This is a genomic window from Hymenobacter sp. DG25A, from assembly GCF_001280305.1.
Lineage (GTDB): Bacteria > Bacteroidota > Bacteroidia > Cytophagales > Hymenobacteraceae > Hymenobacter.
The window spans coordinates 1,528,890-1,543,663 of the sequence record NZ_CP012623.1; the positions used below are offsets into that span (position 1 = coordinate 1,528,890).

Annotated in this window: 14 protein-coding genes; 7 read left to right on the forward strand and 7 right to left on the reverse strand. The window is 56.1% G+C overall.

The features are described from left to right. Position 1: 1 nt before the first annotated feature. The 7 genes from AM218_RS06635 (at position 2) to AM218_RS06665 (ending at position 7,536) form a co-directional block, all read left to right on the forward strand. Positions 2–928 (forward strand): DUF5777 family beta-barrel protein, encoded by a 927-nt coding sequence (locus tag AM218_RS06635; protein WP_054412991.1) that lies wholly within the window; start codon positions 2–4, stop codon positions 926–928. 40 nt (positions 929–968) lie between these two features. Further along, positions 969–1,409 carry a CHRD domain-containing protein gene (locus AM218_RS06640; protein ID WP_054412993.1) on the forward strand — a complete coding sequence of 147 codons (441 nt, stop codon included), beginning with the start codon at positions 969–971 and terminating at the stop codon, positions 1,407–1,409. 128 nt (positions 1,410–1,537) lie between these two features. Continuing rightward, positions 1,538–2,683: a glycosyltransferase gene (locus AM218_RS06645; RefSeq protein ID WP_157547555.1), complete on the forward strand. Its 1,146-nt coding sequence runs from the start codon at positions 1,538–1,540 to the stop codon at positions 2,681–2,683. 101 nt (positions 2,684–2,784) lie between these two features. Next, complete coding sequence (locus AM218_RS06650; RefSeq protein ID WP_054412996.1) at positions 2,785–3,795, forward strand: 3-oxoacyl-ACP synthase III family protein; 1,011 nt, start codon at positions 2,785–2,787, stop codon at positions 3,793–3,795. A 121-nt stretch (positions 3,796–3,916) separates the two neighbouring features. Next, positions 3,917–4,576 carry a metal-dependent transcriptional regulator gene (locus tag AM218_RS06655; protein WP_054412998.1) on the forward strand — a complete coding sequence of 220 codons (660 nt, stop codon included), beginning with the start codon at positions 3,917–3,919 and terminating at the stop codon, positions 4,574–4,576. A gap of 79 nt (positions 4,577–4,655) precedes the next feature. Continuing rightward, complete coding sequence (gene mnmE / locus AM218_RS06660; RefSeq protein ID WP_082318101.1) at positions 4,656–6,047, forward strand: tRNA uridine-5-carboxymethylaminomethyl(34) synthesis GTPase MnmE; 1,392 nt, start codon at positions 4,656–4,658, stop codon at positions 6,045–6,047. A gap of 202 nt (positions 6,048–6,249) precedes the next feature. Further along, on the forward strand, positions 6,250–7,536 hold the full coding sequence (locus AM218_RS06665) for a citrate synthase (protein WP_054413000.1): 1,287 nt from the start codon (positions 6,250–6,252) through the stop codon (positions 7,534–7,536). A gap of 52 nt (positions 7,537–7,588) precedes the next feature. Here AM218_RS06665 and AM218_RS06670 read toward each other — a convergent pair whose 3' ends face one another. The 7 genes from AM218_RS06670 to lepA form a co-directional block, all read right to left on the reverse strand. Next, the gene (locus AM218_RS06670) at positions 7,589–7,981 is read right to left on the reverse strand and encodes a hypothetical protein (RefSeq protein WP_157547556.1); all 393 of its coding nucleotides are present in this window, start codon (positions 7,979–7,981) and stop codon (positions 7,589–7,591) included. A 246-nt stretch (positions 7,982–8,227) separates the two neighbouring features. After that, positions 8,228–8,602 (reverse strand): hypothetical protein, encoded by a 375-nt coding sequence (locus AM218_RS06675; protein WP_054413004.1) that lies wholly within the window; start codon positions 8,600–8,602, stop codon positions 8,228–8,230. Positions 8,603–8,921: 319 nt separating this feature from the next. Continuing rightward, a complete protein-coding gene (locus AM218_RS06680) occupies positions 8,922–10,859 on the reverse strand; it encodes an OmpA family protein (RefSeq protein ID WP_054413006.1) in 1,938 nt (645 codons plus the stop codon). 9 nt (positions 10,860–10,868) lie between these two features. Further along, on the reverse strand, positions 10,869–11,450 hold the full coding sequence (locus AM218_RS06685) for a 7-carboxy-7-deazaguanine synthase QueE (RefSeq protein WP_082318303.1): 582 nt from the start codon (positions 11,448–11,450) through the stop codon (positions 10,869–10,871). A 210-nt stretch (positions 11,451–11,660) separates the two neighbouring features. After that, entirely contained in the window at positions 11,661–12,572 is a 912-nt protein-coding gene (locus AM218_RS06690; protein WP_054413007.1) for a bifunctional 5,10-methylenetetrahydrofolate dehydrogenase/5,10-methenyltetrahydrofolate cyclohydrolase, read from the reverse strand. A 23-nt stretch (positions 12,573–12,595) separates the two neighbouring features. Then, positions 12,596–12,787: a hypothetical protein gene (locus AM218_RS06695; RefSeq protein WP_054413008.1), complete on the reverse strand. Its 192-nt coding sequence runs from the start codon at positions 12,785–12,787 to the stop codon at positions 12,596–12,598. A 79-nt stretch (positions 12,788–12,866) separates the two neighbouring features. After that, entirely contained in the window at positions 12,867–14,654 is a 1,788-nt protein-coding gene (lepA, locus tag AM218_RS06700) for a translation elongation factor 4 (protein WP_054413009.1), read from the reverse strand. Between the last annotated feature and the right edge of the window lie 120 nt (positions 14,655–14,774).

A 14,774-nucleotide genomic window follows, 5' to 3' on the forward strand; every position in this document is an offset into this window, starting at 1 on the left:
TATGCGTAAACTCTACTTTCGTCTGCCCCGCACCTTGGGCACACTCCTGCTTGTACTGGGCGCTCTGATGGCCACGCCGGCCCAGGCCCAGGATGATTTGCTGAACCAGCTGGAAGAGCAAACCCCGCCTGCCACCGGCTCCTCCGTGGTGGATGCCACCTTCAAAAGCTCGCGCCTCATCAACGGCCATACCATTCAAACACCCGGGCAGGGCACCATGGTATTTCTGATTTCGCACCGCTTTGGCACCCTGAACAGCGGCGCCTACAACTTCTTCGGGCTGGACCAGGCCTCCATTCGGCTGGGCCTGGAATATGGCCTCACGGACCGGCTCACGGTCGGCATTGGGCGCAGCTCGCTGGAAAAAACCCTCGACAGCTTTGTCAAATACAAGGCCCTGCGCCAGACCACCGGCGCCCATCCTATGCCGGTATCCATCACGCTGTTTGCCAGCTCGGCTCTCACCACCCTCAAATACAACGACCTGGTAGAGCGCACCCTCACGCGGCGTATGACCTACGCCTACCAGGCACTGATAGCGCGCAAGTTCAGCCCGGAGCTCTCCCTGCAGCTCATGCCCACGCTGATTCACCGCAACCTGGTGGCCTCCGAGCAGGACCAGCATGATGTGTACGCCATTGGTTTTGGCGGCCGCCAGAAGCTCACCAAGCGCACCTCCCTCAATCTGGAATACTACTACCTGGTGCCCTCCAACAAGCCCAACGAAGTGCGCAACTCCCTGGCCGTCGGCTTTGATATAGAAACCGGAGGCCACGTGTTCCAGCTGCACGTGACTAACTCTCAGGGCATGATTGAGAAGTTCTTTGTGGCCAACACCCAGGGCAATTTCTTTAAAGGCGACCTGTATTTCGGCTTCAACGTGAACCGCAACTTCACGCTGCGGTCCCAGGACAAATTCCGCAAATAATCCTTTTCTCTTTCCCCTATTTTTAACCGTTTACCTTTTTATGAAAAAGCTTTCTTCTTCTCTGTTGGCGGTGTTGCTGATGGGCGCCGTAGCCTTTACCGGCTGCAAAAAAGATGATGACGATGCCGCTCCCAGCACAGCCAACCTGGAAGCCGCGATTAATGGCCAGCAGGAAGTGCCCGCCGTTACATCTGCCGGCTCCGGCAATTTCACGGGCACTTATGATAAGATGAGCCGCAAGCTCACCTACACCGTCACATACCAGGGCATTACGCCTGGTGGCGGACATATTCATAGCGCGGCTCCGGGCGCCAATGGCCCGGTAGTGGTAGAATTCACCAGCCTCACCTCGCCTATCACGGGCACCGCTACGCTCTCGGAAGCTGATGCTGCAGAATTGCTGAAGGGCAATTTCTACGTGAACTTCCATACCACTGCCAACCCCGGCGGCGAAATCCGCGGCAACATCATGGTGAAGTAATTCACCGGGAAGTAAACTCCAGCAAAACCACCTTGTCTGCCAGGCAAGGTGGTTTTCGTGTATCTTACCGGCTGGTATTACCGCCTTTTTCGTCCGCCCGTCTCGTTTCTATTTTACCCGTTTCCCCCTTGTCCAGCCGAATCCGCACGATTTTACTGGCGTCGGTGCTCAAGCCACTGGACGACACGCGCATGTATGAGAAGTTTGGCCGCACCCTGGCCCAGCGGCCCGCTATGCAGGTAAACGTAGCCGGGCGTGCCGCACACACGCCTGCCGATGCCCCCAGCAACCTGCACACACATGTGCTGCTGGCCAGCACCCGCCTGAGTTTTGCCCGGCTAAAGGCGCAGGGCCGGTACTGGCGGCTTTTGCAACAACTGCAGCCTGATTTATGTGTGGTGCATGCTCCGGAGCTATTGCCGCTCACCCTGCTGTGGCAGGCCCTGGGGCCCAACCGGCGCTTCCTTTATGATGTGCGGGAGAACTATGCGCTCAACATCCGGACCCAGCGAGTATATCCGGCCTGGCTGCGCGGCTTGCTGGCAGCGGGCGTGCGCGGACTGGAAACCTTGGCGGCCCGCTATGCCGCCCGCCTTATTCTGGCCGAACGCAGCTACGCCGAAGAGCTTCCCTTTGCCCGACCGGAACAAACAACCGTACTGGAAAACAAATATCAGCCCTTGGGTGCGGTGCTGCCGCGTGTCACGCCCGTTAAGCTGGCGCCCGGCCAGCCGCTGGAGCTGTTGTACACCGGCACTATCTCCGAGCTGAATGGGGTGTTTGATGCCATTGCCTTTGCCACGAGCCTGCGCACCGTTTGGCCAGAAGCCCACCTGACGATTATTGGCTACTGCCAGCAACCCGAAGTGCTGCAGCGGTTGCAGGCAGCCGTGGCCGCCACAGCCGGCGCGGTAACGTTGGTGGGCGGCGCTACGCCCGTTCCCCACGCTCAGATTGTAGAAGCTATTAGCCGCAGTCAGGTGGGCCTGCTACCGTATCAGCCACACCCCAGCTCTTGGCGCTGCATTCCTACCAAGCTGTTTGAATACCTGGCCCTGGGCCTACCCGTTGTTATCCCCAACAATGCGTTGTGGCGCACGCTGGTTACCAAATACCAGGCAGGGATTGTGACCGATTTCACTGATGCCTCGGCGGCCATAGAAGTGCGAAGCCAGCTGTTAGGCGGTGTTTTTTATCCTGCTGGCGTTCCATCCGATGCTTTTTGGTCCTTGGAAGGCGCTAAATTGTGGTCAATAGTGGAAACTATAGAGTAACTACCGACCTTTGCGCCCCGTTTACGGGGCAGATAGGCGAAATTCTTTACATTCGTTTCACACCTTCGCCCTTCCCCGCCCCGCAAATCCCACTCCCTTTTATGAACACTCTCCGACATTCAGAAATTGCCGGCGTAGGCCACTACGTGCCCGACCGGGTTGTCACCAACGCCGACATCACCCAAATCATGGAAACCACTGATGAGTGGATTCAGGAGCGCACCGGCATCCGGGAGCGGCGCTGGTTTGTGGAAGGCAAAGACACCACGGCCAACATGGGTGCCAATGCCTCGCGCAAAGCACTGGAAATGGCCGGCCTCACGCCCGATGATGTACAGCTGATTGTTTTCGCTACTCTTTCTCCCGACTATGTTTTCCCGGGTTCGGGGGTGCTGATGCAGCGGGAGTTGGGCATTAAAGCTACTATTCCGGCCCTGGATGTACGCAACCAGTGCTCCGGCTTTATCTACGCCCTGTCGGTGGCTGATCAGTTCATCAAAACCGGCATGTACGACACGGTACTGGTGGTAGGCTCTGAGATTCACTCTTCCGGTTTGGATAAGTCTACCCGCGGGCGGGCCGTTTCGGTTATTTTTGGGGATGGTGCCGGCGCGGTAGTGCTGCGCCCCACCACGGAGGAAGGCCGCGGCATTCTGAGCACCCACCTGCACTCGCAGGGCGAGTATGCGGAGGAGTTGATTGTGAAAGAGCCCGGCTCTAACTTCGAGAACCGCGTGCAGCGCGCCATCGATAACCCCGCGGACATGTACCCTTACATGAATGGGCAGAACGTGTTTAAGCACGCTGTCGTCCGTTTCCCGCAGGTTATTAAAGAAGCCCTCGACCAGAACGGCTATCAGCCTGCTGACATTGACATGCTGATTCCGCACCAGGCTAACCTGCGCATCACGCAATACGTGCAGCAGAAAATGGGCTTGCCGGATGAGAAAGTGTACAGCAACGTGCAGCGTTACGGCAACACCACGGCCGCATCCGTGCCTATTGCCCTGAGCGAAGCCGTACAGGAAGGCCGCATCAAGCGCTGCGACCTGGTTTGCCTGGCAGCGTTCGGATCCGGTTTCACCTGGGCCTCGGCCCTGATTCGCTGGTAGCCTTTGGCGGCTGATACCGGCTGCTACTCATTACATTTCAAAGCGAGGCCGGTGTTTTTCGCCTGCCTCGCTTTTTTTCAGACCTTTGTCCACGCCTGAGCGCCCATCATACCACAAGAACTTGCCAAGCTTCACCGAGGAAAATTACCTGAAGGCCATCTATAAGCTGTCGGAAGCAGCGCCGGGCACCGATGTTAGCACCAACAGCATTGCCGAGGCCCTGCAGACGCGGCCCGCTTCCGTGACGGATATGCTCCGGCGGCTGGGCGAAAAAGGCTTGCTGCACTACCAGCGCTACCGCGGGGTTTCGCTTTCGGAGGAGGGCCGCCGGCTGGCCTTGCTCACCATTCGGAAGCACCGGCTATGGGAAGTTTTCCTGGTGGAGAAGCTGGGCTTCACATGGGATGAGGTGCACGATGTGGCCGAGGAAATGGAGCACCTGCAGTCCCCCTTGCTCATCCGCCGCCTGGATGAATACCTGGGCTTTCCGCAAACCGACCCCCACGGCGACCCGATACCCGCCGAAGACGGATCCGTGAATCACCCCCGCCACCGCCTGGTTGCCGACCTGCGCGCCGGCGAGCATGGCACCGTGGTGGCAGTAGGAAACACAACTGTCCCGTTTCTGCAGTACCTGGATAAGATTGGTTTGCGCCTGGGTTGCTACCTTGAAGTAGTAGATAAGATACACTTCGATAACTCCCTGCAAATTAAGATAAACAATATATCCATTCAGCTGCTTTCTGCGGAGGTGAGCCGTAATTTGTACGTGGCCGGTTAGGCGCAGCACCGGGGTTTCCTGCCAGTGGCGCCGCGTGGGCTTTGCTATCTTTGCCTTCTGATTTTCTATTCTTCCTGCCGTGGCCAGCCTGTTGCCTCCTTCGCTTTCTGATACCATTGTGGCGCTGTCCACGCCGCCCGGCGCGGGTGCCATTGCGCTGGTGCGCCTCTCCGGGCCGCAGGCCGTTGCCCTGACCGATGAGGTGTTTGCCGGGAAGAACCTGGCCGCCCAGCCTTCGCACACCCTGCACTTTGGCACCGTGCGCGACCAAGGCCGCATTCTGGATGAGGTGGTGGTTTCCCTGTTTCGGGCCCCACACTCCTACACCCGCGAAGACGTAGTGGAAATCAGCTGCCACGGCTCCGACTACATTGTACAGGAGCTGCTGACGTTGCTTACCCGCAAAGGCGCACGCCTGGCCGAAGCCGGCGAGTTTACCAAGCGCGCATTCCTGAATGGCGCCTTCGACTTGGCCCAGGCCGAAGCCGTAGCCGACCTGATTGCCGCCGATTCGGCCCTTTCGCACCAGGTGGCCATGCAGCAGATGCGCGGCGGCTTTTCCCAGGAGCTGAAAGCACTGCGGGCCCGCCTGGTGCAGTTTGCCGCCCTGCTGGAGCTGGAGCTGGATTTTGGCGAAGAAGACGTGGAGTTTGCTGACCGCACCGGCATGCTGCGCCTGCTGCAGGAACTGCAAACCATCATCCGGCAGTTGCTGCGCTCCTTTGAGCTCGGCAACGTTATCAAAAATGGCGTCACCACCGTTATTGCCGGTAAGCCCAACGCCGGTAAATCTACCCTGCTCAATGCGCTGCTGAATGAGGAGCGCGCCATTGTATCGGCCGTGCCGGGCACCACCCGCGACTTTATTGAGGATGAAGTAAGCATTGAGGGTATCCGGTTCCGGTTTGTAGATACGGCCGGCCTGCGCGAAACCACCGATGTGGTGGAGTCCATTGGCGTGGAGCGCACGCTACAGCGCGTGCAGAAGGCCGCCCTGCTGATTTATCTGTTTGATCTGGCTACCACTACCCCCGAGGAGCTGACGGCCGAACTGCAGGCGCTGAACCCCCAGGAACGGATACCCGTGCTGGCCGTAGCCAACAAAGCCGATATAGCCTCCCCGGACGCTATAGCCGCCTTTGGGCACCTGCCCTACGTGCTGCCCATAGCCGCGGCTACCGGGGCTGGCCTGGATGAGCTACAGGAAGCGCTGCTGCAAAAAGTGCGCGGCGCGGGCCTGGACCGTACCGGCACGGCCACCATTGTAACCAATCTGCGCCACGCCCGCAGCCTGGAAGCCTCCCTCGACTCTTTGGACGCCGTGCTGCAGGGCTTAGCCAACAATCAGGGTACGGAGCTGCTGGCGGCGGACCTGCGGCGGGCCTTGGCATCATTAGGCGAAATAACCGGCGAAATATCCTCTGACGACCTGCTAACCAGCATTTTCACCCAGTTCTGCATTGGCAAATAGCGTAGTACCGGGCCGCCTTTTTGCGGAAATATTTACAGAATCAGCTCAACAATGCCTGAATTGTCGGCATAGCGAATATTTTTGCAACCTTCGCCGAACAACCACCGGGCTGGTTTGTAGTATAACGTGCAACAAACCACCGGGCTTTCCGGCTTGCCGGTAATTCTTTAGTTTCGCCCCGCATCCACCCAAATTCACGCTTATGGCAGAGTCTGCTGAGATTATCCTCGACGGGAAATCCTACCCTTTCCCCGTTATTGAAGGCACCGAGCACGAAAAGGCAATTGATATCGCCAAGCTGCGTGACCTGACCGGTTACGTGACCCTTGACTCGGGCTATAAAAATACCGGCGCCACCAAAAGCGCCATTACGTTCCTCGATGGCGAAGAAGGCATTCTGCGCTACCGCGGCTATCCTATTGAGCAGTTGGCTGAGCAGTCGAGCTTTATTGAAGTAGCCTACCTGCTGATTTACGGCAAGCTGCCTACCCAGGCCGAGCTGGACGATTTCAGCCACCAGATTACCAAGCATACGCTGGTGCACGAAGATGTGCGCAAGATTTTCGACGGTTTCCCGTCGGCGGCGCACCCCATGGCTATTCTGAGCAGCCTGATCTGCTCGCTTACGGCTTTCTACCCCGAGAGCGTAGCGCCAGACCTGAGCAAGGAAGAAATTGACCTGAATGTTATTCGTCTCATGGCCAAAATTTCCACCATTGCGGCCTGGACGTACAAAAACAACATGGGTCACCCGCTGAATTATCCGCGCAACGACCTCGACTATTGCTCTAACTTCCTGTACATGATGTTCAGCTTCCCCACGGAGAAGTATGAAATCGACCCCCGGATTGTTAGCGCCCTCAACAAGCTGCTCATCCTGCACGCCGACCACGAGCAGAACTGCTCTACCTCTACCGTGCGCCTCGTAGGCTCGGCCAACGCTTCGCTTTACGGCTCGGTTTCGGCCGGTATCAACGCCCTGTGGGGCCCGCTGCACGGCGGTGCCAACCAGGAGGTGCTGGAGATGCTGCAGGCCATTCAGAAAGACGGTGGCGACACCAGCAAGTTCATTGCGAAAGCCAAGGACAAGAACGATTCGTTCCGTCTGATGGGCTTTGGCCACCGCGTGTACAAGAACTTCGACCCACGCGCCAAAATCATCAAAAAGGCCGCCGACGAAGTGCTGGCTGCCCTCGGCATTGATGACCCGCTGCTGAAGATTGCCCAGGAGCTGGAGCAGGCTGCTCTCACCGATGAGTACTTCATTGAGCGGAAGCTGTACCCGAACGTAGACTTCTACTCTGGCATCATCTACCGGGCCATCGGTATTCCTACTGAGATGTTCACGGTAATGTTTGCCCTGGGCCGTCTGCCCGGCTGGATTGCCCAGTGGAAAGAAATGCGCGAGAACAAGGAGCCTATTGGCCGTCCGCGTCAGATCTACACCGGCGAAACCGAGCGTAATTATGTTGGCATCGACCAGCGCTAGTATCGAACTATTGAAGCATTAAAAAGCCGGCCTGGTATCAGGCCGGCTTTTTTTATAGGTTTTTGGCAATTCCCTGGTTAGGACTTTCAACCAGCTGGGCCGTCAACTCATTCTGATAAGGCTCCAGACTGGCCAGCTGCTCCGGTGACAGAATAGTGGCCAGCTCCCATTCATACTGGCTGCGCACTTCCTCCAGCCGGTTCTGCAGCAGAATAGGCTGATGGGCCAGTTGCTTCTTTAAGCGCTTCACCTCCGCCAGCTGCTGTATATGCAGCTTTCTAACCCGGTCATACTGCCCTTCGGTCAAGTGGGCCTTATCGGCCATTTGCCGGGTGAGCGACGTTGCAAAATCCGGCAGGCTTGCTTTGGTGGAAGGCGTAACGCAGCTGCTGAGGTAACCACACAGCCCCATTGCTAATAACACCTGGAGTAGATTTCTTTTCATGGTGAAGGGGCTGATGAAAGGGATATAAACTACCTAACTACACACTATCGGCATCACCAGGTAATGCTAACGCTTTGATGTAGTTATATTTTTTATAAAAATAAATATAAATCTAGCTTATCCAATATATTACTTAAATAATTTTTTATTGTATAGCAGCCGCCTACCCCATAGCAAACTCTTCACCTTAGAGCATAAAAAAAGCCCGCTTTTGGCGGGCTCATTTTAAGGCTGTGTTTGGGCCGTTTAGCGGGTGATGCTAAGCGCCGTCATGTTCTCCCGGGCTGCATGATAAACGGCTATCTGCCGGGGGCGCAACAGAGCGGTGAGTTCCATCTCATACCGGAACTGAGCTTCTGCCATGTGTTGATCCAGCAGCTCCGGATCGGCAGAGAAGCGGGCTTTCAAATCATCCACAGCCGTCAGCATGCGGGTATTCAGCTGCTTAATTTTCAGATACTGGCCTTCGTCCAGCTGCACCGTCTGGGCCATAGTGCGGGTGAGTGCGGTAGCCCGGGCACTAACGGCAGCTCCATGATCTGGCGCTACGGCCTTGCCATTATTGGAAGCAAATGCCTGAGTGCCTATCAGGAGACAGGCGCACATGAAGAGGTTTTTCATAAAGGGTGAAGGTTGAACGGTGAGGAGAGAATTGTACAAGACACGTGAGAGAAAAAGACCAACAAGATAAAGCTTCTGGTTTTAGCAGATTCTTAAGGAACCAGCCGAAACAAATATAGCATAATATTTAATAATAAAAAGAATTTTTATAACTATACTCCTGCAATACTTTTTTTATCATATATTAATAACCTCATTATCAGATCTTTAATTCTCTCACCTAAAAGCATTAGTATACTCTAATATTCTTTATATAAGACAACAAAAAACCCTGATAGAACAACTATCAGGGTTACTGCAACTATTACTTTAAATGCGTTTATAGGATTTCGAACTCAATCCGGCGGTTTTGCTGGCGGTTGCTCTCTGAATCATTTGCCACCAGGGGCTTGTTTTCCCCATAGCCTTTGTAGCGCAGGCGGCTGGCCGCAATGCCATTGGCTACTAGGTAGCTATATACTGAGCGGGCCCGGTTCAGGGAGAGCTTCTCATTATCGGCATCGGCCCCCACATCATCCGTGTGGCCGGCAATTTGTACCTGTACGTCTTTGTACTGCCGCATGAACTGAATAAGCCGGTCCAGCTCCGTGCGGGAAGTGGGCTTTAGCTTATACTCGTTGGTTTCAAAGAACAGGTTATTCAGCACCATAGTGCGGCCGGTTTTCACGGGCTCCAGGTACATATCCAGGGTCAGCGGGTCGAAGGTGTGTTTATTGGTGTAGTCGAAGCTGAGGCTCTTCAGCAGGTAGCCATCGGCGGCCGCATACATGGCGTACTGCCGGCCCTCATTCAGCACTACGGTATAGTCGCCATTAATAGGGTCGGAGGTAACGTATTGCACCAGCTGGTTTGTGACCAGATCATAGAGCTGTACATCGGCCTGCAAAGGCTTTTTGGTGGTGGCATCAAACACACGCCCCTGCGTGTAGGTACTGGCCTCGCGGGAGCGAACTTCTTTGGGTACTTCAAACGAGAACAGATCTACGGCCCGGTCGCGCTCCATTACGCCGGCCTCGGCGGGCCGGGTACGGGAGCAAAAGCCCCGCACGTTATCGGAGGCAATGTACAGGGAGGCTTCATTCTCGTGGGTGTTCAGCGGGTAGCCCAGGTTCATGGGCTCCGACCACTTGCCGTTCTCGATGGTGCACTTGTAGATATCGAGGCCGCCCATGCCTACCAGCCCATCCGTAACATAATACAGGGTGCTGCCACTGGCATGAATGAATGGGGCCATGTCTTTGCCGGCCGTGTTCACGGGTGCTCCCAGGTTGCGGGCTGCGCTCCAGGTACCATCAGTTTGCAAAGAGGTGACGTAGATATCTTCCAGACCTTGCCCACCGCGGCGGTCAGAGGTGAAATATAGGGTGCGGCCATCAGCAGACAAAGCTGGCTGGGAGTCCCAGTTGGCGGAATTCACGGCGCGGCCCAGGTTGCGGGGTTTGCTCCAGGCATTGCCGGTGCGCCGGGAGATATACAGGTCGCAGTTGCCCACTGAGCCCGGCCGGTCGCAGGAAGCAAACACCAGAGTTTTGCCGTCGCCGGAAATGGTGCCGGCACCCTCGTTCAGCTCGGTATTAATGGCGGTTGAAATGGGAATGGGCGGGCCCATGGTGCCATCAGGGTTTTGCTGGCTCAGGTACAGGTCCTCGTCGCTCTGGGCCGTGGTACGGCCGGTAAAGAGCAGAAACCGGTTATCAGCGGTAAGGGAAGGGAAATACTGAAACCGAAAGGTATTCAAAGGCTCAGGCATGCGCTGCGGCGCGGAGCCTACTGGCCGGGCCATGGCAGCCTGCGCAAACTCGCAGTTTTTGAGCTGGCGAAGGGCTTTTGGTATTGCCCGATGGCCATTTATAGCCGTTTTCAGGTAGCGGTTATAGTTCTCTGCGGCCACCGCATACTCGCCGTACGTGAGGGCCAGCTCGCCCAGGGCAAAGTAGTCCAGCGAACGGGCAGGGGTAAAAGGCAAAAGCTGTAAGCCGGTGCGGTAAGATTCAAAAGCGCCTCGATTATCTCCCAGCGCCTTCTGCAGGGAGCCTTTCAACAAATACGGTTCGCCCAGGGAGGGAAACTTCTGATTTAATACGCCTAAGGTTTCAATGGCCTTTGCGAAGTCCCGGTTTTTTGCCTGGCCTTGTGCTTTTTCAAACAGGTTCAGCGCTTTCGAATTGGTGGAGGAAAGCTTGGTTTGCGCCCTGAGCGGCGAAACACTGCCCATCAGGAACAGCCCAAAAAGCAAAAGCAGGCAAAAACAGCGCATAACGGATGGTTACGGAATATCGAGGTACTTGTGCGTCTGCAGGGAAATCTGCCACTGGGGGTGCTCCTTCACATACTCAATGATGAGCGGCGTCATGGTAGCCGCTTTGCTCCACTCCGGCTGCAGGTACAGGCGCGTGTGCGGCCCGGCCATTGCGGCGTGCTGCTCGGCCCAGGCAAAGTCGCTCTTATTGAAAATAACCACTTTCAGCTCGTGGGCCTGGGCTACCACTTCCGGCAGCGGGGCTTTAAACTTCTTGGGAGACACACAGATCCAGTCCCAGGTACCGGTAAGCGGGTAAGCACCAGAGGTTTCTATCCAGTTATGGCAGCCGGCTTCCTTCAGGGCCGTGGTCAGGGAGGTCAGGTCGTGCATCAGCGGCTCGCCGCCGGTAATTACCACGTTGCGGCCGGCATTAGCCGTAGCAGACATCACCATATCAGCAATAGTCACCCGCGGATGCTGGTCGGCATCCCAGGATTCTTTTACATCGCACCAATGGCAGCCCACGTCACAGCCACCCAGGCGCAGGAAATAGGCCGCACGGCCAGCGTTATATCCCTCACCCTGAATAGTATAAAACTGTTCCATAAGGGGCAGGGCCACACCGGCTACCGGGTGCAGAGAATTCAGGACGGGCAGAGAAGAAAAGGAGTGAGTCACAATGCAGGCAAAACAAAAAAGGCCGGTTCCCGAATGGAAACCAGCCTGGCATGCCAGCCGGTTCCATTTCCAGAGCCCGACCTTAAAAGTAGTAAAATTCGACTGTAAATGAAAGCTACAGTCGTTCAAAATTGGATTCTACCGTGTATACACCTCCTGTTTGGCGGCTTTCAGGGTGTTTTGCAGTAACATAGCAATGGTCATGGGACCCACTCCACCAGGCACCGGCGTGATGTAGGAGCTCAGCGGTGCTACCTCGGCAAAGCACACATCCCCCTTGAGGGTATAGCCCGACTTCTTGGTAGCATCTTCCACCCGGGAGGTACCCACATCAATCACCACGGCTCCCGGCTTCACCATATCCGCCCGAACAAACTCCGGACGGCCCAGAGCTGCTACCAGAATATCTGCCGTGCGGGTAATCTCGGCCAGGTTTTGGGTATGCGAATGGCATAAAGTAACCGTGCAGTTACCCGGGTCTAAGTTCTTAGCCAGCAAGATACTAACCGGAGTACCTACAATATTGCTACGCCCAATAATTACGCAGTGCTTGCCATCGGTTGGCAGCTCATAGCGGCGTAGCAGCTCCACAATACCCGAGGGCGTAGCGGGCAGCAAAGCCGGCAGGCCGGCTACCATCCGGCCGATGTTCATGGGGTGAAAACCATCCACATCCTTTTCCGGGCGGATGGCTTCAATCACCTTCTCGGCGGAGATGTGGCGCGGCAGGGGCAGCTGAACAATGAAGCCATCAATGTTGGCGTCCTGGTTCAGCTCCTCCACTTTGGCCAGCAGCTCGGCTTCCGTAATGTCATCCTCGTAGCGGATGAGGGTGCTTTCGAACCCTACCCGCTCACAGGCCAGCACTTTGTTGCGCACATAGGTTTCCGAGCCGCCATCGTGGCCCACCAGAACGGCGGCCAGATGCGGCACTTTGTGGCCGGCGGCTTTCAGCGCCTGTACTTCAGCAGCAATTTCCTCTTTAATGGCCTCGGCAGTCTGCTTGCCGTCAATGAGGCGGTAGGAAGTGGCTTCGGGGGCTATGGTCATGCTGATGGGGTAGTTAGAAGGTTTTATGCAGAGGTGGTGCTAAGCTGATTCCGGCTGATGGAAGCGGCGCCTTCGGTCTGGATATCAACCTGCAGGGTAGGCCATTCGTCGCGCCAGGCGTAGCTTTTCTTGGCGTGGGCGAGAATTTTCAGGAGCTGTCCTTCACTGGAGCAGTTCTTGGTGAGTTTGCGGGCAACTTCGGGGCAATTCATCATAATGTTTACTGTTTAGGGTTTGTTGAAATGCACCTTGCACCGCAAAAAAAACGCGTCCGACGGGGACGCGTTTCTGATATTAATCGATTTTAAGGACGGCCAAAAAGGCTTCCTGGGGTATTTCAACGGAGCCCACCTGGCGCATCCGCTTCTTACCTTCTTTTTGTTTTTCCAGCAGCTTGCGCTTCCGGCTGATGTCACCGCCGTAGCACTTGGCAATTACGTTTTTACGCAAAGCCTTCACGGTTTCGCGCGAAATGATCTTCTGACCAATACTGGCCTGAATAGCAATTTCAAACTGCTGACGGGGCAGCAGCTCCCGGAGCTTTTCGCAGAGGCGGCGGCCCCACTCGTAGCTCTTGCTACGGTGTACAATAGCCGACAAAGCATCTACCTTCTCCCCGTTCAGCATGATGTCCAGCTTCACCATATCGGCGGCGCGGAAACCAATCAGCTCATAGTCCAGGGAGGCATAGCCCCGCGAGAGGGTTTTGAGCTTATCAAAGAAGTCGAATACAATTTCCGACAGCGGCAGCTCAAACGACAGCTCCACCCGCTCGGAAGTGAGGTAGCTCTGGCCTTTGATGATACCGCGCTTGTCCATGCACAGCGTGATGATGGCCCCTACGTATTCCGATGCCGTGATAATCTGGGCCTTGATGTAGGGTTCCTCAATCAGCTTGATCATGTTAGGATCAGGCATTTCGGAGGGCGCATTGATGGTCAGGAGCTGGTCCTTGGTACCAATAGCGTGGAACTGCACCGAGGGCACGGTGGTAATCACCGTCATGTTGAACTCCCGCTCCAGGCGCTCCTGCACAATTTCCATGTGCAGCATGCCCAGGAAGCCGCAACGGAAGCCAAAGCCCAGCGCTACAGAGGTTTCGGGCTCCCACACCAGGGAGGCGTCGTTCAGCTGCAGCTTTTCCATGGCGCCGCGCAGCTCTTCGTACTCGCTGGTTTCTACGGGGTAGATACCGGCAAATACCATGGGCTTCACATCGGCAAAGCCCTGAATGGCATCCGGCGTGGGCCGGGCTACGTGGGTGATGGTATCACCTACTTTTACTTCGCGGGCTTCTTTAATACCGGAAATCAGGTAGCCTACGTTGCCGGCACTCATTTCCTGACGGGGCTCCTGGTTCAGGCCCAGGATACCAATTTCATCGGCGCCGTATTCCTTGCCGGTAGCCATGAAGCGGAGCTTGTCGCCCTTGCGCATGGTGCCGTTCTTGATGCGGAACAGGACTTCGATGCCCCGGTAGGAGTTGAATACCGAGTCAAAAATCAGGGCCTGCAACGGAGCTTCCGGGTCGCCTTTGGGGGCGGGCACCCGCTCGCAGATAGCGTGCAGAATGTCTTCGATGCCGATGCCGGTTTTGCCGGAGGCATGAATAATATCTTCCGGAGCACAGCCGATTAGGTCGACGATTTCATCGGTAACCTCCTCCGGCATGGCGTGCGGCAGGTCTATTTTGTTGAGCACCGGAATAATTTCCAGATCGGCGCCAATGGCCAGATACAGGTTGGAAATCGTCTGGGCTTCGATGCCCTGGGAGGCATCCACAATCAGCAGGGCGCCTTCGCAGGCGGCAATGCTGCGGCTTACTTCGTAGCTGAAGTCAACGTGGCCGGGGGTATCAATCAGGTTCAGCGTGTAGATTTCACCTTTATAGGGAAACTGCATCTGAATAGCGTGGCTCTTGATGGTGATGCCCCGCTCCCGCTCCAGGTCCATGTTGTCGAGCAGCTGGGCTTGCATGTCCCGCTTGGCCACGGTGCTGGTAAATTCCAGCAGGCGGTCGGCCAGCGTGCTTTTGCCGTGGTCGATGTGGGCGATGATGCAGAAATTGCGGATGTTCTTCACTAGAGGCGGTTTTTTCCAGTGGCAAAGGTAGTCAAAAGGGGCTGAAAATGCTAAAACCGGCTCGTTTGCCGCTGGCCGCTTCCCGGATAAACCGACCGCAGGTATACAGGCTCAACTTCT

Excerpts from the sequence above, each read along its gene's own strand:
- AM218_RS06640 (WP_054412993.1), top strand. The coding sequence starts at position 969 with ATGAAAAAGCTTTCTTCTTCTCTGTTGGCGGTGTTGCTGATGGGCGCC.
- AM218_RS06635 (WP_054412991.1), top strand. The coding sequence starts at position 2 with ATGCGTAAACTCTACTTTCGTCTGCCCCGCACCTTGGGCACACTCCTG.
- AM218_RS06665 (WP_054413000.1), top strand. The coding sequence starts at position 6,250 with ATGGCAGAGTCTGCTGAGATTATCCTCGACGGGAAATCCTACCCTTTC.
- AM218_RS06680 (WP_054413006.1), bottom strand. The coding sequence starts at position 10,859 with ATGCGCTGTTTTTGCCTGCTTTTGCTTTTTGGGCTGTTCCTGATGGGC.
- AM218_RS06675 (WP_054413004.1), bottom strand. The coding sequence starts at position 8,602 with ATGAAAAACCTCTTCATGTGCGCCTGTCTCCTGATAGGCACTCAGGCA.
- AM218_RS06670 (WP_157547556.1), bottom strand. The coding sequence starts at position 7,981 with ATGAAAAGAAATCTACTCCAGGTGTTATTAGCAATGGGGCTGTGTGGT.
- AM218_RS06685 (WP_082318303.1), bottom strand. The coding sequence starts at position 11,450 with ATGGAACAGTTTTATACTATTCAGGGTGAGGGATATAACGCTGGCCGT.
- AM218_RS06695 (WP_054413008.1), bottom strand. The coding sequence starts at position 12,787 with ATGATGAATTGCCCCGAAGTTGCCCGCAAACTCACCAAGAACTGCTCC.
- AM218_RS06690 (WP_054413007.1), bottom strand. The coding sequence starts at position 12,572 with ATGACCATAGCCCCCGAAGCCACTTCCTACCGCCTCATTGACGGCAAG.
- AM218_RS06650 (WP_054412996.1), top strand. The coding sequence starts at position 2,785 with ATGAACACTCTCCGACATTCAGAAATTGCCGGCGTAGGCCACTACGTG.